Raw genomic sequence first — 21149 nt, 5'->3', positions numbered from 1 at the left:
TTTACTCGAATTGTTTTGTTTGTTGTTTTCCTGTTTTGGAAAGTCAATACTAATCCAGCAGGCCTCTGTATTTATCTGTGATGTTTACATCTTTCAATTTGCCGGTATTGCTGTTGTTATCCAGGGCATTGCTGGTATAGTTGAAATCTGTATCCAGGTCAAAGCGGTTGATGAGTTCGATAGCCTGTGCAGATTTTGCTTTATCTTCCAGTACCTTATCATCCATAAACCTGGATGTAACATCTATCGCTGATTTTATGTGGCCTATCTTTTCGCCGATCTGCTGTTTCAATACAGCCAGGGCTTTTTCTGCATCCTGGTTCAGTTCATCATCGCCTTTAAACGCTTTCATGGCGCTGGTTACGGCTGATAAACCTGTGGTTACAGAATAATACAGGTCCTTCTTTGCTTCCAGGTCAAGCTTTGCATCTTCCAGCATGATACCGCTCTCTTCATAAGCTGTATCAGAGAATTTGATGAGCTTGTTCAGGTCGCCCACTATCGGTGTTACATTGTCGATATATTCCCGGCAACGCAAAACATTGTTGGCATACAGGTCAACCTGTTTCGACTTATCCTTTTCCTGTTGCAGAATTTTTACTTTCTGTACATTCAGCATCAGCTCCTTTTCTTTATCCTTTAGTTTATCCATCAGTTCACTTTGCTTGCCTTTTAGTTTTGATGATTGCTGAAACAACGTATTCCTGTCTTTATAACCCTGTTCAATTTTTAATTGCAGGATGTTGAAAGGATTTAACTCGATAGCCAAACCCAATGTGTAATTGGCAATGAACTCAGAAAAATAACGGATAGCCCTCCAGAATTTTTTATTGGTTACTATCATCAGCAATACGCCAAGGATAGTGCCGCCGATGATAAGGTTCACCAGGTTCCAGGTTACAGTTACCAGCCACGGTAACACGAAAGTGAGGAACGCATAGGTCAATCCTGCAAAAAGCGACAGCCCGATAATGGTGGTGGCGATATTTTTAGGTTCGCTGAACCAGCCCGGTTTTTTTGTTTGTTTAATAAGTGTGTTCATCATTGTTGTTGTTTTTGATGGTGATTAATAGTTGTTAATAATTGTTAAGCGATATGTTGTTTTATTTTTTCAATGTCCAGGGCTATCTGCTGCTTCATGTTTTCTGAAGCTGTTGTATACCCGCCGGTATTGTTTTCAATCTTTTCCTCATTTTCCTTTACTTCGGCATGCAGCAATTGAATCTGATTTTGCAGATCAGCGATCTCTCTTTGCAATTGCTCCATACGTTGCTGCTTATTTAAGATTTCCTGTTGTTTGGCCTGTACTTTTTCTGCCAGTGCGGCATCAACAGTAGAACTGAAATTGGCGGCATCCGTTTCCAATAGCTTTAAATAAGCGGCCGCTGTTTCAAGCAGTTTGTTCTTATCAAGGCCCTGTACATTTAATCCTGCGAATGCAGAGCTATACCTTAGCTTTTCATCTGCAATGCCACTCATTGCCTGGGTCATCTTTGCAAATTCAAAGTAATCGGGGCCGGGCAGGTTAGCATCGCTGAACAACTTGTCGAAATACTGTTTAAATTTTTCGCTGTTGTCAGCAGTTGCTGCTCTTGTCGTAGCCGGTGTGGAATGCTGTTGCGTTTCTTCCGGTACCGTAACAGATTTTTTCTCTTCTGTTATGTCCACAAATGCCGAAAGGATTTTTTTTCCAAAACTTGCCATAGTGTTGTTTTTTAATGGTTAATTACTCAGGTTTTATTTTTGTTTGGGCATAGCATGGCCTGTATGGCTTTCGCCATATTTTTTTAGCCCGCATTTGCTTAATGAAAAACTATCAGTAACGCAGGGGTGCTGTGATATTGAACGGATAGTCGGTTATACTATCAGGCTCAACATTATCCTGCGGCGCAATGGTTATTGCATGCTGCAACGATTGCGCAAACACCTTTGTTTTTTTGATGATCACCATCAGTATACACATGAGTATAACGGTACCGGTTATCACCAGTTTAAATAGCTTCATTTTGTGAATGCTGTTTGTTAAGGTTGAAAAAGATTTACCACTGCTTGTAAGCGGAAGTAAAATCGTTACGATTAAATCTTTACTGTTTGAAGAAGTTTACAGGCTGGAGATATTCCCGGGTGGATTTTCTCTCAATCTTACGAGAGTAAATCTTTTTACCAGAAATGCATGTGTCATAATAGTTGGAGTAATACTCCTTTTTGATTTGGAGACGTAAAGATATATTGGCGGCAGAAACTGCTATAGCGAATACGGTACAAACGGGACTTGCGGTTTCACAAATGGTAAAGTACGCCTGATGAATGGTATGTTAAGGTTTGGTGGAAGGTAAATAAGGTGGACGAGTGGCGGAATAGAACAACAGAACTGCTTGTTTATCAGCTATAAAGAGAAATCAGCTTGGTTTTGCTAATAAAATTAGCAGCCCGTCTTACACATCGTCCTCGTTAAATGAGAGTACCAGGTTATTAATTGTGGTATGCACTTTTCTATAGCTGACACCAGCTTTGTCCAGCATCAGTTTTGATGCTTTTGCTGTGTCGGTACCGGCATATTTATCCGACAGGTAAACTACTTCTGCAATGCCCGATTGTATTATAGCTTTGGCACATTCATTACAAGGGAAGAGGGCTGTATAAATTTTGCAGCCGTGCAGGTCCATACCAATATTATTAAGGATAGCGTTTAATTCTGCATGGCAGATATAAGGATATTTTGTTTCCAGGAAATTACCTTGTTTATCCCAGGGAAATTCATCATCACTGCAACCAATGGGCAGTCCGTTATAACCTGCACCCACAATTTTATTTTTATCATTTACAATACAGGCGCCTACCTGCGTATTGGGGTCTTTGCTTCTGCAGGCGCTCAATAACGCTACACCCATAAAATATTCATCCCAACTGATATAGCCTTGTCTTTTTTGTAATGCTGGCATAATTGTTATTAATTACTGTGGCTACGAATGTAGGGAATTTAGTTTTTTAATGACCGCTTTTTTATTTGCTGCGCCAACAAAAAATATAGTGATAAATTACAGTGTCAAAAAAAAATATAAAATCATTGTTATGAATAAAATTCGCTGGGGCATTTTAAGTACCGCTAAAATTGGCAGGGAGAAAGTGATACCGGCCATGCAGGCGGGGAATTATTGCAGTATTGATGCCATTGCATCCAGGGATATGCAGCTGGCGCAGGCAACAGCTGATGCATTGGGTATACCTAAAGCCTACAACAGTTATGAGGCTTTATTAAACGATGCGGATATTGATGCGGTGTATATTCCTTTGCCCAATCACCTGCATGTGCCCTGGGCAATAAAAGCCCTGCAGGCCAACAAACATGTGCTTTGCGAAAAGCCCATTGCGCTTTCGGCGGATGAAGCTAAAGTGTTGCAACAAGCTGCACAGCAACAGCCACATTTAAAACTGATGGAAGCGTTTATGTACCGCCTGCATCCGCAATGGATAAAGGCTAAACAATTGGTGAAAGATGGTGCGATAGGAGAGCTGAAAAATATACAGTCTTTCTTTTCCTATTATAATGCAGATGCCAACAATATCCGCAATAAAAAAGATGCAGGTGGTGGCGGCCTGATGGACATCGGATGTTATTGTATATCCGTGGCCCGTTTTATTTTTAATGAAGAACCCCTGGCTGTTTTTGGAAATATAGAATTTGATCCTGTAATGCAAACCGATCGGATGGCCTCAGGTATTTTAAAGTTCAGTAAAGGCGATTCCACCTTTACCTGCTCTACACAACTGATGCCTTACCAGAGCGTACAAATTTCCGGTACCACCGGCAGGATAGCAATGGACATTCCGTTTAATGCACCACCGGCAACTCCAACACGTATATGGTTGCATACAAAAACAGGAGCAGAAGAGATATTGTTTGAAGCCGTTGATCAATATACTTTACAGGGCGATGCCTTTTCAAAAGCAATCCTGAACGATACAGCGGTACCAACTGACCTGCAGGATGCGGTAAATAATATGGTGGTGACAGATGCTGTTTTTAAAAGTTCGGCAGCAGGGAAGTGGGTAATGATATAAAAAGTAGTTTGTCGTGATTACCCCTTTTAATTTCGTTTTTACACAGCAGTATTATAAAATTGTTGATAGATATTTGTGTTGTTACAACAAATAGCAACAATAACAATAAAAATTAAAAAGATGGAAACACAAAACAAAACCGTGCTTACAATAGCAGCCACTATTAATGCACCGGTACAAAAAGTATGGGCGTACTGGACAACGCCAAAAGATATTGTGCAATGGAATGCCGCATCAGATGACTGGCATACCACAAAAGCAGAAAATGACCTGCGTGTGGGTGGCCATTTCAGCAGCAGGATGGAAGCAAAAGATGGCAGCTTTGGCTTTGATTTCGGGGGCGTATATGATGCAGTAACTCCCGGCGAGTATATTGAATACACATTGGGCGATGGAAGAAAAGTGAAAATTAATTTTACGCCGGTTGGTGATACCACAAAAGTAGTGAGCAACTTTGAAGCAGAGAGCCAGAATCCTGTAGAAATGCAGCAGGGTGGATGGCAGGCTATTCTCGATAATTTTAAAAAATACACCGAAGCCAATTAACCATTACTGTTGATTAATAAAAAGCCCTGTGCACACGGGGCTTTTTTTATTGCAGCTGCCTTAGCTTTGCAGTAAACAATTTTAACCTGGTAAATACAATGGCTGCAATTATTAATTTTCAACCGCTTTTAAAAAATGACCTTGTAATTGCAATGCCGCTGCAGGCTGAAGATTTTGAAGCATTGTACAATGCAGCATCAGATCCTTTAATATGGGAACAGCATCCTAATAAAAACAGGTACCAGCGTACGGAGTTTGAAAATTATTTTAAAGGTGCCATAGAATCCGGCGGCGCATTTGTAGTGAAAGACGCTGTTACCAATGCCATCATCGGCAGCTCCCGTTATAGCGATTACGATGCAGCCACTGATACCGTTGCCATTGGGTATACTTTTTTTATACGCAGCCATTGGGGTACCGGCCATAATTATGCGCTTAAAAAATTAATGCTGCAATATATCTTTCAATTTGTTGAGGTTGTACATTTTTATATTGGTGCCGTAAATAAACGGTCACAAATTTCCCTGGAAAGATTTGGTGCTGTAAAAACAGGTGAAAAAGAAATGGCTTACTATGGAGAGCCTGCCAAGCTGGATTATATCTATACTATTACCAGAGCGCAATGGGCACAATTAAATAAGTAATAATTTTATCTATGTAAAACGGTAGTTAATGTGCTGCTGTTACTGTAAGCTTCACAACAAAAAATATATTTTTGATGTAACCAGGCACCGGAAATTTTTCCGGGGTTAAATTAAAAATTATGATTGGCTTTGTGAATAGTAAGTTAGTTGTTATTTTAAGCATACCGCTCACTTTTTTACTCATCTGTATTGAATTATACATTGGCTACAGGCAACAACAAAAATATTATGCTTATACAGATACCAGGGATAATATTTTACTGGGCCTTTTATTTGCCGGTGCAGAAGCACTGTTGGGTGGTGCCTGCCTGCTGATGCTGATAGCGGTATATGACCATGGTTTTAAGATGGCCCCGGTACATATTTACCTGTATTGGTTAACCCTTTATTTTGCCGAAGACCTTATTTACTATACCATGCATTACCTCGATCATCATGTAAGATTATTATGGGCAGGGCATATCACACATCATTCTTCTGACCAGTTTAATTTTTCAGTAGGGGTAAGGGCCGCTATTTTTGAACCGGTAGAAAAATTCTTTTTCTTTATACCATTAGCCTTGCTGGGGTACCGGCCAATTGATATCCTGCTTATTTACATCATCTCTCAAACCTATGGCACATTAGCCCATACAAGGCTTATAAAAAAGATGGGCATACTGGAATATTTTATGGTTACGCCATCACACCACAGGGTTCATCACGCAAAAAATATAAAATACCTGGATAAGAATTTTGGCATGACCATTATTTTATGGGATAAATTATTTGGCACTTTTCAAAAAGAAGAACAGGAAGAGCCTGTGGAATTTGGAATAAGAAAAGCAACACCGTATAAAGATTTTGCAGATGTGGTTACGTACGAAATAAAACAGCTTGTGAACGATACCCGCAAACCTGTTGCATTCAAACAAAAAATGAAATACCTTTTTGGCCCGCCTGGTTACAGCCACGATGGCAGCACACAAACTACCCGGGAATTGCAAAAGCAACAAGCCCGTGTAAGGGATGTTAACTGATACGTTTAAACAGCACTATTTTATTAGCGGGAAATTGTATAATTTCACAGTATAATCTCACAATATGAAAAAACTTTTTTTGGTGGTATTGCTGCTGCAATTTACATGTACAGGTTTTGCACAAACGCTCAGCCATGTTGCTTTATCCAATGGTATCACCCTTACCTCATTTTCATTTATTACTGATCAGCAGGCTATCATCAGGATTTCTCCCGACGGGAAGATGATGGAATGGGGAACTGAACTGGAACCCGGAAGGATGGGCTATTACCAGGGCAAACTGCAACCTTATATGGGCAGGGTGGAATATTACGGACAGGAAGCTGATGAAGCATTTCGTGGTAAAGTAAAAAGTATCGGCACCTGCAATATTACTTATTACACCTCCTCTCAACCCGAATCACAAAAGGGGAAAGTGAGAACTATCGGCTCGGTATTGCTGGATTATTATATGACCTATGATAACGAAAGCTTTGCCGGTAAGTTAAAATCTGCCGGTAATGTTGCGATTACTTACTATGCTTCATTTGATAACGAATCTTTTAAAGGCAAATTAAAATCTGTTGGTAACACATCGCTTACGTACTACTCTATATTTGATGATAAATTCAACAAAGGAAAAATAAAAAGTATCGGCTCTTATAATTATGCCTGGTATAATAATTTTGACCGTAAAGAATTGCAGGGTGCTCTGAAAACCGGTAATATGTTGCAAAAGATAAATGGCGTTACGTATAATATCTGGCAATAAACCAATGCCCCTGGTATAAGGTTACAGCAAATAAAAAGACCGTTATTAAAACGGTCTTTTTATTTGCTTTTTTACACAGTATATTGGTAAGATTTTATGGTTTATTTTTTTCTCCAGCTTCCCCTGATCCACGTATTACCACGGCGGGAATTTTGCCAATGCCCGGGTGTTCTTACATAACCGGTATGCGGTGATGTTTCCCAATGCCCCCCGGTGTACCGGTATTTTTTACCTTTCGGCTGCCATTCTTCATCTACCCATACATGATTGGGACCGGGTTGCGGTGGTCGCTGTACTGCGTGGTAAGCAGGCTTTACATCTACAAATAATTGTGCCGAAGCTGAACCAGATACCATACAAAGTACCGCAACGGCTAATAGTAATCCTGGTAATCTTTTTTTCATCAGTGAAATATTTATTTGGTTAAAAAATAATGAAGTAACCAAAATATATCACTGCCTGTTTTATAAAACGGTTTGCCGGCAAGCCATTTAACGGTTTTATTTATTGGTTGAATCATCAGATGCAAGATGAGCCATGTTCAGCCATTATTTGTTACACAATGGTTGGTATAAATTACATAATTCACACTTCAAATGCCTGCGGCTGAAAAAAAATAAGCCGCCTTAATTATACAAAGAAAGTTCATGCCGCTGTGTGAACTTTCTTTTTTTATGCAGCATAGATGAATAAAAGTGGTTAGCCCGGAAAGTTTACTTTTGTACTGATGACGCTTAAACAAAAAATATACGATCATTATGTACAGGTGATCGAAGATAAAGTGCAATTGCTGCAACAGGTGCTGGCCGACCTTAAAGAAAGTGGCGCCAACGAAACCAAAAGTACGGCCGGGGATAAACATGAAACGGCATTAGCCATGCTGCAGATTGAGCAAGCCAATAACCGGGAGCAACTGGAAAAACTGTTGTTGCAAAAAGCAGCTATCGGAAAAATTAATCCGGCTATTGTTGCCAATATAATTGTTAACGGAAGCCTGGTTAAAACCAACCGCGGATTTTTGTTTGTAAGCATTGCTGCAGGCAAAGCTGTAATTGATGGTAATACGGTAATAGCACTTTCGCCGCAATCGCCGCTGGGCATGCAGCTAATGGGATTACAGGCAGGTGATAAGGCTGAAGTGAATGGCAATGAGTATGTCATTGAAAATATTGCGTAAGCCAGTTACAAGGTGCGGCTGAAAGCCAGTAAAATCAGGTGTTCCGGTGAAAATACCACTTAGCGGTAATAAAAAAGTAAATCCAAAACTTTATCTTAACAGTCGTAATACCCGGGGCAGAACAGGCGTCATTAAAATTTCAGCTTTATGCCATCACCATTATTTTTTATCAGCTATACACGTACAGATGCAACATTTGCTTTGCAGCTTGCCAAAGACATTAAAAATGCCGGCATCAATTTATGGATAGACCAACTGGATATTGCCGCTGGTGCAAGATGGGATCTTGAAGTAGAAAAAGCTTTAAAAAGTGCCGATGGCATTCTTGTCATCTTAAGTCCGCAATCAGTAAGCTCCAACAATGTTTTAGACGAGATATCCTATGCTTTTGATGAAGGAAAAAGAATTATTCCCATTCACCTGGCTGCCTGCGAAGTGCCATTTCGCATAAGAAGACTGCAATACGTTGATTTTTCAACTGATTATAACGAAGGGCTTACCCACCTGCTGCAACAAATACCAAGAGACGATAAAAGTATAATAATTGAAACGGCAACAGGAGAGCAACGTTTAACGGAAGCGATTACTGCGGCACCTGTAATTAAATCGGCCGGCATTGCTAAACGATACTATATTTTAACGGGCTTGCTGGCCATTATTCTCGCCGTAGCCGGTATTTTCATTCTGCCACGCCTGTTCAGGAATGAAAATGCAAAAAATACAACGGTAGCCACTACTGACAGCAGTATAAAAAAAGATACTGGTGCCGGTACACAAGATACAGATACTGCTAAAATCATAGCGGGTACAGCAGCTGCTGAAAAAGATGCACCCGTAAAAAATAAATTTCCGGAAGAAAAAAACGTAAAGGAGCCTGCTGCTGCAATACCCGGAATTACAGGAACAGATTTTTATAAAAAAGCACTGGTATTCTACAATAGCAAAAACTACGGCGCAGCCATTATAAATTGTTCAGCCGCCATTGACAGGAACTACAGGGATGCTGCGGTGTATAAATTAAGAGGAGAAAGTTACCAGGATAATAAAATGCCCAATGATGCTATTGCTGATTATAACATTGCACTGGGTAAAAACGCCGGCGATGTGGAAGTAATATTGAAACGGGGTATCTGCTATCTCTCCACGGCAAATAAGGAGCTGGCTTGTAAAGATTTTGAAAAAGCAGCAGCTGCCGGTGATAAAACTGCAAAAGATTTTTCTGCAAAGTATTGCCTGAAACCCGCAATGATTGATGCTGCCACAATTGTAAATAAGATATCGGTAAAAGTAACCAGGGTTATAGTGAATACAATATTGATCAAAGGCAAAGCAACCTACAGTTACATGTATTCATTAACGGGAGAAAAAAAATACCTGGAGAATATAAAAGAGATACACTACAAATTTGTTGATGCTGCCGGCAAAAGTTTTTATACTACTTCGTTGGATGCAGCAGGTAGTTTTGCTATAAAGAGAATTCAATCTGAATCAATGAAAGAAATTTACATCACTGTGTATGCAAAAGACGGAACCATTTCTGGTTTACAAAAAAAACAATTTGCCAGCCCGGGAGGGCCGCAGTTATTGAATCCTGTTTTGCATCAATAGTTTTTAATTATTTCACCAGGAAAATTTTATCCGAACCGGCTTTCCTGATATACACCGGTAGGCCTTTGTCGCCGGTTGGTCCGTCTTTACCATGTGAGCCCCTGCCTGCTTCAGGATCGGTGGAAGTGGAGTAATCTGCAGCAGCACTTCCTCCTGAACCTCCATAGCCACCACGGCCACCTTCATTGGAATAAACAAGGCATGGGCAATTGATAAATGCAAAAGCAGTGGAATCAAAATACACTTCAATATTTCCTCCCTTGCCGCCTTTACCACCATCGCCACCCGACCCGCCGGAAGTAGCACTTTTTTTACCATCCTTTGATAAACCTGTTCCGCCTGCACCACCGCTTCCACCATTACCACCGTCGGCAATAAATTTTATTTGCCCCTTCTGCGGATCTAAGTAAAAAGTATCTTTTTGAGCTCTGGTATTTGCAGCAGCAATTATTTGTAATACTACATTATTAGCTTCGGCGGGTATTGCAGCAATATTAATACGCACTGCAGCACCTGCTTTTCCTTCGCTGCCATCCCTGCCACTGTTAGCCATGCGGAATAATCTTATTAATACCCACCTGTGATCACCATCTTTTCCATTTTTAGCAGCTTCAGGTTTATAATTAACGATCTGTACACCGCCGGTTTTAAGCTGACCAGAAGTTTTGGAAAATGAAAATAAAATGATGAAAACCAGGAATAGGTATTGCAATGCAGCTTTCATAAAAAAATAATATGCGGATGGTTGAATGGTTTGTATTGCCCTGGTAAAGGTATAAAAAATGCCGGCATTAAAACCGGCACTTTACATTGTATAAAACTAACTAAAAAAATGGTTGTTCATCAAACGATATAATTCCATTCGTGTATATCGGCAACTTGTCCTGTGCGTATTAACTCCAGTTGCTCTTTTAATTTATTGTGCACACTGTTTTGGTTGTATGCAGGCAGGGTGTGATCAACACCATTAATATTGATGACGGCGATTGGTGCAACCACTGCAGCAGTACCTGCGCCAAATGCAGCGCTGATTGTTTTAGCTGCAAATGCATTTTCCAGTTCAGTAATGCTTACCGGCCTTTCTTCTGTTGCATAACCAAGATCGTTGGCCAAAGTTAATAATGAGTCTCTTGTTACACCATCTAAAATAGAATCCGAAAGCGGGGGAGTAACCAAGGTATTATTGATCACAAACATCGCATTCATCATGCCCGATTCTTCAATGAACTGGTTGTCTTTTCCTCCTGTCCACAGTACCTGGTCGTAGCCTTGTTGTTTGGCTAATTGTGTGGGATAAAATGCACCGCCGTAATTACCACCGCATTTTGCAAACCCGGTACCACCTTTGGCGGCACGGATATAAGTGTTCTCTACTTTTACTTTTATGGAATTTGCAAATAAGGATGGCACAGGCCCGGTGAAAATAATAAAACGATATTCGTCGGCGATCTTTACACCAAACTTTGCTTCGCTGGCATACATGAATGGGCGTATGTACAAGGCACTGCCGCTTTCAGTTGGCACCCAGCCTTTATCTGTTTCAATTAAACGCATTAACCCTTCAGTAAAAATTTCTTTAGGTATTGGGGCCATGCACATCCTGTCTAAAGATTTTAAAAAGCGGTCGTAATGTTTATCCATCCTGAAAATATTAATGCGGCCATCTTTCATTTTAAATGCCTTCATGCCTTCAAATACCGTTTGGCCATAATGCAAGGCCAATGTAGTAGGGCTTAAAGAAAGATTTGCAAACGGAACTACCTGCGGCATTTGCCATTCGCCATTGGCATAATCGCATAGCAGCATGTGGTCGGCAACATACTTTCCGAATTCAAGGTTTTTAAAATCCACATCCTGTAATTTAGAATGCCTGGTTTTTTGTACGGGAATATCAACGGTTAATTCCATATAGTTTTGTTTTTGGTTAGCCTTAATTTATTAATAGATGCAAACCTGTCCCTGGCCGATTGGCAAAACAGAAGCGATCACATCTTTTTTCATTTTTTCATCATATAATTTTTCAAGTGCCCAGCCAACAAGGTCAACTGCTGCAAGGCAACCTGCTGCTGTTCCAATATTGCCATGGGTTACTAAATGCGTATCCTCCATTACTGTAACACCAAAATTTCTCAACGCTTCAAACGCTGTAGGGTACGTTGTGGCAGAAAGCCCTTTTAAATGGCCCAGTGCAGCAATGATCAGGGCGCCTGAACACATGGAACAAATGATCTGCTTTTCAGGATCTAATTTAAAACGGCTTAAATATGCTGCATCATTGATCAGCGTTCTTGCTCCTTTGCCACTGCCAAAAAATACCATGTCTGCATCATTACATTCCTCTATCAATCCATGTGTAGCAAGGTCAAGTCCGCAACTTGATCTGTGTGAACCTGCAGTGCCCGCAATCTTTACCTGGAAATCCTTGTCACGCATTCTTACCCTGTTCAGCAGGTCCCAGGTAAGAAAAATATCAATGTCGGTGAAATTATCAAAGGCAACGATAACAGCTTTTTTCATGTTTAATTGTTTACTAATTGAGTATTGTTTTTTTCTGTAAGCCTGTTTGCCAATAGTTGCTCAGTGATATCGATCTCCATTTTCACATTGGCCCTTGCATATACATTGTTCTCCACCGGTAAATGTTTAAACCCGATCTGCTCATACAACTTTATGGCATTGGCATTTTTAGTATTAGAGTAGAGGATCACTTTAGTGGCACCCAATGTTTTCGCTTTTTCAAAACTGGCATAGCTTAATGCTGCTGCAATTCCTTTACGCCTGAATTTTTCACCCACCGCCATTTTGGTAAACTCATAGGTTTGTGCATCTACTTTTCTCAAGCCTACAGTTCCTGCTGCCTCACCATTGTACAAGGCCATTAATATAGCACCGCCATCTTTCAATATGGCTTCTTCAGGATTGGTGAGTACGTATTCATCCACCGGTTCCATGGTAAACCAGGCTTCAATCCATTGCCGGTTAAATTCTTCAAAGTAAGGCTGGTATTTTGCTTCGTATGGCACAATGCTGATGCTGTTCATAGCTGTCTTTTTTCTTTTTCACTTTTACGATACAAAATTTGTACTTTTATTTTGTTTAAAACAGATGCAGATTTGTTATTTTTGACTATATCAGATTTATTATGAAGAAAAATAAATTTCATTCAGAAGATCATTTATACCTGCAGGTAGCCGATGGATTAGAGCAGATGATTGCAGGTGAAGTATTGCGTATCGGAGATAAATTACCCTCTGTACGTGTATTGAGCGAAGAGTACGGAATCAGCATGGGCACTGCATTCCAGGCCTATTATCATTTAGAGGGAAGAGGGCTTATTGAATCAAGGCCTAAGTCGGGTTACTATGTCCGTTTCAATCACCAGCGCTTTCCGCAATTGCCCGACCAGGTAAAACCAGACGCTTTGTCACATAATGTGAGTGTGAAAGAAATGATCGCTTCCATTTATGCGGATATTGCTGCAAAAGATGTGATCAATTTTGCATTGGGTGTTCCTGATCCTTCATTATTACCTGCGGCAAAGATTAATAAGTCGGTAGTGTATGCTTTACGGAATTCGAAAGACCATTGTATCAGTTACGAACACACGCAGGGCAACCAGGAGTTACGCCAGCAGGTTGCAAAATTATCTTTTAACTGGGGTGGTAAAATAAAACCGGAAGAAGTGATCATTACCAGTGGTTGCCTGGAAGCGGTGATGATGTGTTTAAAAGCAGTGACCAATCATGGTGATACCGTAGCTGTTGAATGCCCCACTTATTTTGGCATTTATCAATCGATAGAGAACCTGGGCTTAAAAGTGGTGGAGATACAGGCTGATCCCGTTGACGGGCTTGACCTGGTGGCACTGCAGAAAGCGATTAAAAAATTTCCTATCAAAGCCTGTGTAGCGGTGCCTAATTTCAATAATCCGCTGGGTACATGTATGAGTGATGAGAATAAAAAGAAATTAGTAGAGATCATCACCAAACATAATATCCCCTTGATTGAGGATGATACTTATGGCGAATTACATTTTGGCAAGAACCGGCCCACGGCGTGTAAAGTATACGATACCAAAGGCCTGGTGATGTATTGTGCTTCCCTGTCAAAATCACTGGCGCCGGGCTACCGTATTGGCTGGGCATTGCCCGGTAAATTTTTTGAACAGGTAAAACAGATCAAACGCATTCAGAATATCAGCAGCCCTTCATTAACCCAGGCGGCAATGGCGCACTATTTAAAAAACGGCCGGTATGAGTATCATTTAAAAAATCTGCGCAAGGCATTGCATACGCAAAGCCTGCGGTATATGCAGGCGCTTATTGAATATTTTCCTGCAGATACAAAAATTTCCAGGCCTGCCGGTGGCTTTACTTTCTGGATTGAACTCAATCCGAAAATAGATTCGTTTAAGCTGCGTACCGAAGCAATGAAACATAAAATCTCTATTGTGCCGGGAAAAATTTTTTCTGCCAGTATCGATTACTCTAACTATATACGGTTGAGTTTTGGTAAACCCTGGAGTGATGATGCCGATTATGGTTTGATGATGTTGGGCAAGATCATCAAAAAAATGCTATAGTAGTATTTACAGGTAATATTACGTAGCAAAAAAAGTTAATTAAAATTTGTCTCTTTGTTTCAGATTGTAAGATTCAGTTTATATCTTACAATCGTAACCTTAAACCAACCATGAAAAACCAGCCCCAGGCCAATTTCCCTCAAGTGGATAAATATTCCTTTACAAGAGACAACGATGCCAATAAAACGAATGCGTTGTATAATGAACTGCTGCAACTTCCTGATGTGATCTTTCAGACAGACCTTGATTTTATGATTACCGGCTGGAATGATGCTGCAGAAAAGATATGTTCGCTTTCTGAAGTAAAGGCAAAGAATATTTTTGAACTGGACAATATTAATTTTTCAGCCGGCTCTATTGAAGCAATGAAGCAGCAATTCCGCAATAATGGTATATGGAATGGCAATATTCATTTTAACCGGAAAGACGGAATGGATATTTATTTTCGCTCATCCGCTAATTACATTATGGATGCTGAAGGAAAACCTGTTTCCATAATCATTGTGAACCATAATATCAACCAGCAGATAATTGCATCGCAAAAACTGGTGGAAACAGAAGCCATGTATAAAATGGTGATTGATGCGCTTGACCAGGGAGTACTGCTTATAGAAGCAAACGGAATGATTATGGCTGCTAATACAAAGGCATCAGAAATTCTTGGCGTGCCACAGGAAAACCTGATAGGCCAGATTCCTGTAAGCGGGGGCAGATGGAAAGTATTCCGTGCCAATGGAAAACCTTTTCCTGATTGTGAACTGCCGGCAGTGGTAAGCCTGCAAACCGGTTTTCCCCAGAAAGATGTTGAAGTTTGTATTGAAAAACCTGATGGCAAATGTTTCCGGATATTGATCAGCAGCCAGGCAATTGTAAGGGAAGGTGAGTTTAATCCTTATGCGGTGGTGGTATCTTTTACTGATATCAGTGCCGGCAAAGTACATGCTGTATTTGAATAATCCACCGCTTACCTGCTAACGCACATTCTCCCGGAAATTTCACCTGCAAAATATTGTGGTTTACCGACGATTTGGTTACAATAGCCTAATGCCCTTTTTCTATGGTGCAGGCACGATATACATTTGTATTACAAAAACAACAAGCAATGGAAAATAATTTTAAAAGCGACAGGAGACAGGAGGGCAGGATATTTGCCGGTATAATTTTAGTAGGCGTTGGTGCAGCACTGCTGCTGCGTAACTCAGGGTTCCCTTTCCCCAAGTGGCTGTTCAGCTGGCCGGTTATACTGATACTGGTAGGTATTTACAGTGGCTTTAAACACAACTTTAAAAACAATAGCTGGATCATCATGATTGGTATTGGTGGTTTTTTTCTTGTAGACAGGTTTATACCCGATATGAGATTGGCCCCTTATTTCTGGCCGGTGATCATTATTGCGGCAGGGGTACTTTTTATACTTCGCCCCGACAGAAATGGTTGGCTGCATAATAACGATGATGGAAAAAAAAATGAACCGGCTAATGTAACCGGTACTACATGGCAAAAAACAGAAAGCAATAATTATGAGACCGACGATACTGATTTTTTAAAACTATCATCTGTTTTCAGTGGTGTCGAAAGAAGTATGGTATCTAAAAATTTCCAGGGGGGCAGAGTAAGTTGTGTTTTTGGCGGTGCCGATATCGACCTTACGCAGGCTGATATACAAGGTAAAAAAGAGATCAGGTTTGAAGTGGTGTTTGGCGGCGTAAAATTAATTGTACCTCCAAACTGGGTGATATACAATCAGCTTGATGGCGTATTTCATGGGGTGGAAGATAAGAGAAGGTATAATGCTGCCATTGATGTGGCTGCCGAAAAAGTTTTAATACTTAAAGGTTCTGTAATATTTGGCGGGGTGGAGATCAAGAGCTACTAAATTAATAATAAGCCTTTGCAAAATGACCAGCTAAAATAATCCGATGAGAAGAAATGTTCAACGCTCAATTTTCAATATTCAATACTTAATGTAAAACACTGGTGCTTTTTCGCCGAACATTGAAAATTGAGCGTTGAATATTGATCATTTTCTTACAACAGCTGAAGCGTAAATAACATTAAACAGTGTCACTATTAACTAAAAACTATCTGCAATGAACTGGTATATGGCAAAGTTGGTGTATCAATTTATTTGCGGTAACGGCCAGCACACTGCACAATTTAACGAACAACTCCGTTTGATTGTTGCCGAAGATGTATTGCATGCTTTTTATAAAGCCAGGCTGATCGGGGAGAGAGAAACTTTGGATATTGTAAATAATGGCATGCTGATACAATGGAAATTTATTGATGTAACAGAAATTTTACCCGTAGATAATTTATCAGACGGAGCCGAATTATGGTCGTTCATGAATGAAGATACAGATGCCGCATTGTATATTCGCAATACACAGCAAAAGGCCGGCAGGTTACTGGAGCAGGGCATGTATGAAATTGATACCTACTAAACACAAAAAGTATTGGCGCAAAAAAATAATATCCGCAGCAACAGAAAAGCAAATACCGGCCTGGTGTTTATTGCATGGTGGCTGGCATGTGCCGGCATTCATGTATGGATATTGCAGTATTTTGGCAGTACCTATAACCAAGCAGTAGCAGACGCCGCAGTAAGCTATCTTTTACTTGCCATGTTTTGCCTTTTCATCATCAATAATATGCGGTATTACCTTCCCAAAAAAGAAAAATACCTGTACGTTATTGTAATGTCGTTTGCCATAACTGCTTTATGGCTGGCATTGATGAATTTTATTTTAAAGGCCATTTATAAACAGGATGACATGTACCTGCAATTGTTGCAACGTACATTAGTGATCCGTTACGTGGTTTCGTTTTTAATGATTGCCTGTAATATTCTTTTAAGCCTGATCTGGTACACGCAAAAAGAACAACAGGAAGAAAACGACAGAAGAACCGCCACTGAAAAATTAGCCCGGGATGCAGAATTAAATAAGTTACGCCAGCAATTGCAGCCCCATTTTTTATTCAACAGCCTTAATTCGATAAGTGCATTAACAGGGCAGCAACCGGAAAAAGCAAGGCATATGATTCAGCAGTTGTCTGATTTTTTACGGGGCACTTTACGTAACGAAGGGCAGCAATGGGTAAGCCTGAAAGATGAGATGGAATATTTGCAGCTGTACCTGGATATTGAAAAAGTACGTTTTGGGTACAGGCTGCAATCTAAAACCGATTGTGAAGCCACAGCCTTGCAAATGATGTTGCCTTCCATGTTGCTGCAACCATTGGTAGAAAATGCCATTAAGTTTGGTTTGTACGATACCATTGGCGAGGTGGAAATATTAATTACAGCAAAAAACAGCAACGGCATGCTGGAGGTTACAGTACAAAACCCTTTTGATGAATCTACTGCAATGCCAATGAAAGGAACAGGGTTTGGGCTTGCCTCTATCAGGCGACGATTGTTCCTGCTATTTGGCCGGCAGGATCTCTTGCAGATAAAAAAAGAAGCCACACAATTTGTAGTGATCATCAGTATTCCGCAAATTGCAGGCGAAAAAAAATAATGCCAGAAATACGGCTGTATTTATTGGTGTCCATTTGTGTAATGGGGGGCCATCCGGAAGCTACACAGTAGTTTAAATAAATTTGAAATGATGAAAGCAATTATAATAGACGACGAACCATTGGCAAGATCAATAATAAAAGAATACCTGCAACCTTATACTGATATTGTTTTGGCAGAAGAATGCAGCGATGGCTTTGAGGGATTAAAAGCCATACAGCAACACCAGCCCGATCTTATTTTTTTAGATATTCAAATGCCCAAGATCAATGGCTTTGAAATGCTGGAACTGGTAGATAATCCGCCATTAGTAATATTCACTACCGCATTTGAGGAATATGCCATCAAGGCATTTGACGCACATGCTGCTGATTACTTATTAAAACCATTCAGTAAAGACCGTTTTGATAAAGCCATTCAAAAAATGCTGTTGCATAAAACCAATATGGCGCAGGCTGTTGCGGCTACTGCATTGCAAACTCCCGCAGCAAGCAACCGTATAGTGGTAAAAGATAATGGCAAAATAAAGATCATTCCATTGTCGCAGGTGCAATACATTGAAGCTGCAGACGATTATGTGAAAATATTTACGGCAGAAGGGAATTTTTTAAAAAAGAAAACCATGCAGTATTTTGAAGACAATTTACCACAACAGGAATTCATCCGCATACATCGTTCCTGCATTGTAAATGCACAGCTGATCACACGTATAACACCGTACGAAAAAGAAAGTCATCTGGCCTTGCTCACAACAGGCGCACAATTGCCAGTGAGTAAAGCGGGTTACAGCAAATTAAAAACAGTGCTGGGTATTTAAAAATTAATCCCCGTAAAAAATAAAAGAGAAGGCGGATCATATTTCCAGCTTCTCCAGCACGAGCAATGTTTCTAAAAATTCATTCCAGGCCTGCTGCCATTTATCTTTTGCAGCGCCAATTTTTTCATGGTGTTCGGCTCCGGCTTCGCCTTTAGCCTTCATGTACTCTTCCATTTTTTCAAGCGCTTCTTTGTTTAACTCCTCTAAACGTTTTTTGGGTTCCATAACATTTATTTTTATAAAATTACGCTTTATAAACAGCTGCTGCAAGTAATCTGCAATCAATCTGTATTCTTACCGGCAACTGTTTTTTTTGCGGCGGCAAAAACACTTTTCCATAGCAGGTAAAAAAATGATTTGCTAACATCTCTTTCCTGGTCAATCACATTTTTCCGTAATACGCCATTTTGCGGATTATTATCTTTTGCAATTAAGTTAGCTACAAAGCTTTCCACACCCTTCTTCTTATTGTCAGCAGAGTCATTCTTTAAAATATCTATTTTTAGATTTTCGTACAAAAATGTAGAAGTGCCTTTGGCAACGGCGTCATTTCCTGTAAGTTCAAAACTTAGCTTGTTTACCTTGCCGGTTCTTATCGCAACCATTCCTAACGGGATCGTGACCGGGTTTAGTACGGTGGCATTAAACCCTCCCGCAATGCCGGACACATCAAAAGCGCCGTTCTTTGTATCCAGGGGAAGCTTCCAGGTGGTTTGCAAATTGCTTACTCCCATAAACAGGGCATTGGCATTTAATACCAACAGGTTATTTTTACTGATGAGGCTTTCAATATTGGTTACATTAGTGATTGTTGCGTTTACATTTTTAAAAAATACCGTGGCAGTTTGTTTAGAGACGGCTGCTTTTTCTTTATAGGCCACATAACCATTTTTAATGACCACATTTTTTATGTTTACCGGAAAATCAATTTTACGTAGTACCTGGTGCGGATAAGATCCGACTTTACTGGAAAGGTTGGGCGCAACAGTCCTGTCATCAAAAATCCTGATATCCGGCTCAAATACCATTGTCTCAGCTTCCAGCTTCTTATCTTTTAAGAATAAATTATTATTGATGCCGTTCAGCTCAATATTTTTAACATTCAATGTATACAGATCTTCCTGGTACCTGGAGCTTTTAGAAAATGCAGCTTCCGGTAATTGCGGTATCATTGAAAAATTATTTACATGCAATGTTGCATTGGCGCTATTGAGTGCAAAAGCACCTACGTTAATTTTGTATCGTTTATTTGCCGACAGGAATGAAAATCCATCGCCGGACAGTATCCATTTACTTCTGCCAATAAGATTTCTTATGCTGGTGCCCGAATATAATTTCTGGATGTCCGTAGCGGAAAATTTTACATTGGCAATGGAAAGGGGAGGTTCAGCAGGTTTTGATTTATTGTAGACGAGTATCTTTGTGTTACCAATATTGATCCTGCTGAGTACAGCTTCATCAAAATAATTATTGTCGATATCTATTTCATCAGATGAGGTATCAACAGATTTTTTTTTATTTTGTTTCAGATAAAAGGTCAACAGGCCGCCATCGCTGGTTAATTCATCGGCCTTCAGCAGTTGCTTTAATATAAAAGAATCGGTAGCTATTGCATTGATGGCTGTGTTATTTACATTAAATACCAGTTGTTGCTCATTGTTTCTCTGCTGAAAATTTTTCACCTTCATAAACCTACCCGGGGCATTATATTCCAGGTCGGTAAAAGTTGCCTTGTGTTTTTCTCCCTTTACAGCAATCTCTTTTACTTTTACCACCACGTCGTTTATAAAGTAACTGATGATGTTATTGTAATCTTTGCTACTGTTGATGCTGAAGTTTTTTAAGTGAATAGAAATGTTTTTTAAAGCCGTATGCGGATCGCCGGTTTTATCTGCAAAATTTAAAAAGCCATTTTCTATTATGATCTCACCTGCATGGATGCTGTTGTATTTTCCCAGCAGTTTTTCGTAGATGGCGAGGCTATCATTACTGTTCAATATTTTTTCTTTAGTTGTTCCTGAACGGATGATATATACAACCGGGTGAATGATCTCTATAGATCCGGCATCCACAGCCGTATTATGCAGCAATGCCCCGATATTGGCATTTTTAACTGCAACTTTATCTATGCGTACATTGTAAATGGTATTTGCAGAAGCCGTATCAAATTGTAATAATTGTTGTTGCAAAGAATCTGATTGCAGTACCACATTATAGAAAGCTGCATTGCCGTTTTCTTCATCAATGGCCGAACTATCGTAATGCACATAGTACAAGTTGTTGGTGCCTTTATGCAAAGCATTTTCTATAGCATCCCTGATGATATTTTTTTTGTGTTGCTGCCAGTAGAACCAGCCTGCCAATAATGCTATTGAAACAACAACAAAAGCTATTTTTATAAATTTTTTCACAGTACGGTTCAT

24 protein-coding genes are annotated in these 21149 nt (G+C 40.0%); 13 read left to right on the top strand and 11 right to left on the bottom strand.

The genetic code is table 11. The features are described from left to right. Positions 1–49: 49 nt before the first annotated feature. The 4 genes from ACYVM0_RS04610 to ACYVM0_RS04595 form a co-directional block, all read right to left on the bottom strand. Positions 50–1045, bottom strand: a complete 996-nt coding sequence (locus ACYVM0_RS04610) for a hypothetical protein (RefSeq protein WP_460553167.1) — start codon at positions 1043–1045, stop codon at positions 50–52. Positions 1046–1086: 41 nt separating this feature from the next. After that, on the bottom strand, positions 1087–1704 hold the full coding sequence (locus tag ACYVM0_RS04605; protein ID WP_460553164.1) for a kinetochore Spc7 family protein: 618 nt from the start codon (positions 1702–1704) through the stop codon (positions 1087–1089). A gap of 112 nt (positions 1705–1816) precedes the next feature. After that, complete coding sequence (locus ACYVM0_RS04600) at positions 1817–2005, bottom strand: hypothetical protein (RefSeq protein ID WP_460553161.1); 189 nt, start codon at positions 2003–2005, stop codon at positions 1817–1819. A 430-nt stretch (positions 2006–2435) separates the two neighbouring features. Further along, positions 2436–2942, bottom strand: coding sequence for a deoxycytidylate deaminase (locus ACYVM0_RS04595; RefSeq protein ID WP_460553158.1), 507 nt, complete (start codon positions 2940–2942; stop codon positions 2436–2438). Between the two features lie 130 nt (positions 2943–3072). On the opposite strand from ACYVM0_RS04595, the gene ACYVM0_RS04590 reads away from it, so the two are divergent. The 5 genes from ACYVM0_RS04590 to ACYVM0_RS04570 all read left to right on the top strand — a co-directional run bounded on the left by ACYVM0_RS04590 (position 3073) and on the right by ACYVM0_RS04570 (position 7022). Then, positions 3073–4062: a Gfo/Idh/MocA family protein gene (locus ACYVM0_RS04590; RefSeq protein WP_460553155.1), complete on the top strand. Its 990-nt coding sequence runs from the start codon at positions 3073–3075 to the stop codon at positions 4060–4062. Positions 4063–4182: 120 nt separating this feature from the next. Beyond that, on the top strand, positions 4183–4608 hold the full coding sequence (locus ACYVM0_RS04585; protein ID WP_460553152.1) for an SRPBCC family protein: 426 nt from the start codon (positions 4183–4185) through the stop codon (positions 4606–4608). A 98-nt stretch (positions 4609–4706) separates the two neighbouring features. Next, on the top strand, positions 4707–5252 hold the full coding sequence (locus tag ACYVM0_RS04580; RefSeq protein WP_460553149.1) for a GNAT family N-acetyltransferase: 546 nt from the start codon (positions 4707–4709) through the stop codon (positions 5250–5252). A 131-nt stretch (positions 5253–5383) separates the two neighbouring features. Then, positions 5384–6271 (top strand): sterol desaturase family protein, encoded by an 888-nt coding sequence (locus tag ACYVM0_RS04575; RefSeq protein ID WP_460553145.1) that lies wholly within the window; start codon positions 5384–5386, stop codon positions 6269–6271. Between the two features lie 64 nt (positions 6272–6335). Next, positions 6336–7022 (top strand): hypothetical protein, encoded by a 687-nt coding sequence (locus ACYVM0_RS04570; RefSeq protein ID WP_460553143.1) that lies wholly within the window; start codon positions 6336–6338, stop codon positions 7020–7022. A gap of 101 nt (positions 7023–7123) precedes the next feature. Here ACYVM0_RS04570 and ACYVM0_RS04565 read toward each other — a convergent pair whose 3' ends face one another. Then, complete coding sequence (locus ACYVM0_RS04565; protein ID WP_460553140.1) at positions 7124–7426, bottom strand: hypothetical protein; 303 nt, start codon at positions 7424–7426, stop codon at positions 7124–7126. Between the two features lie 323 nt (positions 7427–7749). Here ACYVM0_RS04565 and ACYVM0_RS04560 point away from each other — a divergent pair, with 323 nt between their 5' ends. Together ACYVM0_RS04560 and ACYVM0_RS04555 are read left to right on the top strand one after the other, a co-directional pair. Continuing rightward, positions 7750–8199 carry a hypothetical protein gene (locus ACYVM0_RS04560; protein WP_460553137.1) on the top strand — a complete coding sequence of 150 codons (450 nt, stop codon included), beginning with the start codon at positions 7750–7752 and terminating at the stop codon, positions 8197–8199. Positions 8200–8346: 147 nt separating this feature from the next. Further along, complete coding sequence (locus tag ACYVM0_RS04555; protein ID WP_460553134.1) at positions 8347–9807, top strand: TIR domain-containing protein; 1461 nt, start codon at positions 8347–8349, stop codon at positions 9805–9807. A gap of 7 nt (positions 9808–9814) precedes the next feature. Here the strand turns inward: ACYVM0_RS04555 and ACYVM0_RS04550 are convergent, their stop codons facing one another. The 4 genes from ACYVM0_RS04550 to ACYVM0_RS04535 form a co-directional block, all read right to left on the bottom strand. After that, positions 9815–10531, bottom strand: a complete 717-nt coding sequence (locus ACYVM0_RS04550; protein ID WP_460553131.1) for a hypothetical protein — start codon at positions 10529–10531, stop codon at positions 9815–9817. 119 nt (positions 10532–10650) lie between these two features. Then, positions 10651–11715 carry a branched-chain amino acid transaminase gene (locus ACYVM0_RS04545; protein WP_460553128.1) on the bottom strand — a complete coding sequence of 355 codons (1065 nt, stop codon included), beginning with the start codon at positions 11713–11715 and terminating at the stop codon, positions 10651–10653. A 30-nt stretch (positions 11716–11745) separates the two neighbouring features. Beyond that, positions 11746–12324, bottom strand: coding sequence for a type 1 glutamine amidotransferase family protein (locus tag ACYVM0_RS04540; protein WP_460553125.1), 579 nt, complete (start codon positions 12322–12324; stop codon positions 11746–11748). A 2-nt stretch (positions 12325–12326) separates the two neighbouring features. Continuing rightward, positions 12327–12848, bottom strand: a complete 522-nt coding sequence (locus tag ACYVM0_RS04535; RefSeq protein WP_460553122.1) for a GNAT family N-acetyltransferase — start codon at positions 12846–12848, stop codon at positions 12327–12329. A gap of 101 nt (positions 12849–12949) precedes the next feature. Here ACYVM0_RS04535 and ACYVM0_RS04530 point away from each other — a divergent pair, with 101 nt between their 5' ends. From ACYVM0_RS04530 to ACYVM0_RS04505, 6 genes are all read left to right on the top strand, one after another. Continuing rightward, the gene (locus ACYVM0_RS04530) at positions 12950–14389 is read left to right on the top strand and encodes an aminotransferase-like domain-containing protein (protein WP_460553119.1); all 1440 of its coding nucleotides are present in this window, start codon (positions 12950–12952) and stop codon (positions 14387–14389) included. A gap of 110 nt (positions 14390–14499) precedes the next feature. Further along, complete coding sequence (locus ACYVM0_RS04525) at positions 14500–15345, top strand: PAS domain-containing protein (RefSeq protein WP_460553116.1); 846 nt, start codon at positions 14500–14502, stop codon at positions 15343–15345. A gap of 146 nt (positions 15346–15491) precedes the next feature. Next, positions 15492–16265 (top strand): LiaF transmembrane domain-containing protein, encoded by a 774-nt coding sequence (locus ACYVM0_RS04520; protein ID WP_460553113.1) that lies wholly within the window; start codon positions 15492–15494, stop codon positions 16263–16265. 214 nt (positions 16266–16479) lie between these two features. After that, positions 16480–16833, top strand: a complete 354-nt coding sequence (locus ACYVM0_RS04515; protein ID WP_460553110.1) for a DUF4288 domain-containing protein — start codon at positions 16480–16482, stop codon at positions 16831–16833. A 12-nt stretch (positions 16834–16845) separates the two neighbouring features. Beyond that, a complete protein-coding gene (locus ACYVM0_RS04510; protein WP_460553107.1) occupies positions 16846–17910 on the top strand; it encodes a sensor histidine kinase in 1065 nt (354 codons plus the stop codon). An 87-nt stretch (positions 17911–17997) separates the two neighbouring features. Beyond that, entirely contained in the window at positions 17998–18726 is a 729-nt protein-coding gene (locus tag ACYVM0_RS04505; RefSeq protein WP_460553104.1) for a LytR/AlgR family response regulator transcription factor, read from the top strand. A 36-nt stretch (positions 18727–18762) separates the two neighbouring features. On the opposite strand, the gene ACYVM0_RS04500 is transcribed toward ACYVM0_RS04505, so the two are convergent. Both ACYVM0_RS04500 and ACYVM0_RS04495 read right to left on the bottom strand, forming a co-directional pair. After that, the gene (locus ACYVM0_RS04500; protein ID WP_460553101.1) at positions 18763–18951 is read right to left on the bottom strand and encodes a hypothetical protein; all 189 of its coding nucleotides are present in this window, start codon (positions 18949–18951) and stop codon (positions 18763–18765) included. Between the two features lie 56 nt (positions 18952–19007). Continuing rightward, positions 19008–21137 carry a hypothetical protein gene (locus tag ACYVM0_RS04495; protein WP_460553098.1) on the bottom strand — a complete coding sequence of 710 codons (2130 nt, stop codon included), beginning with the start codon at positions 21135–21137 and terminating at the stop codon, positions 19008–19010. Between the last annotated feature and the right edge of the window lie 12 nt (positions 21138–21149).

The organism is Ferruginibacter profundus (assembly GCF_054783275.1).
The sequence above is the reverse complement of the archived record's forward strand: the minus strand, read 5'-3'. Positions and strand labels throughout refer to the sequence as shown.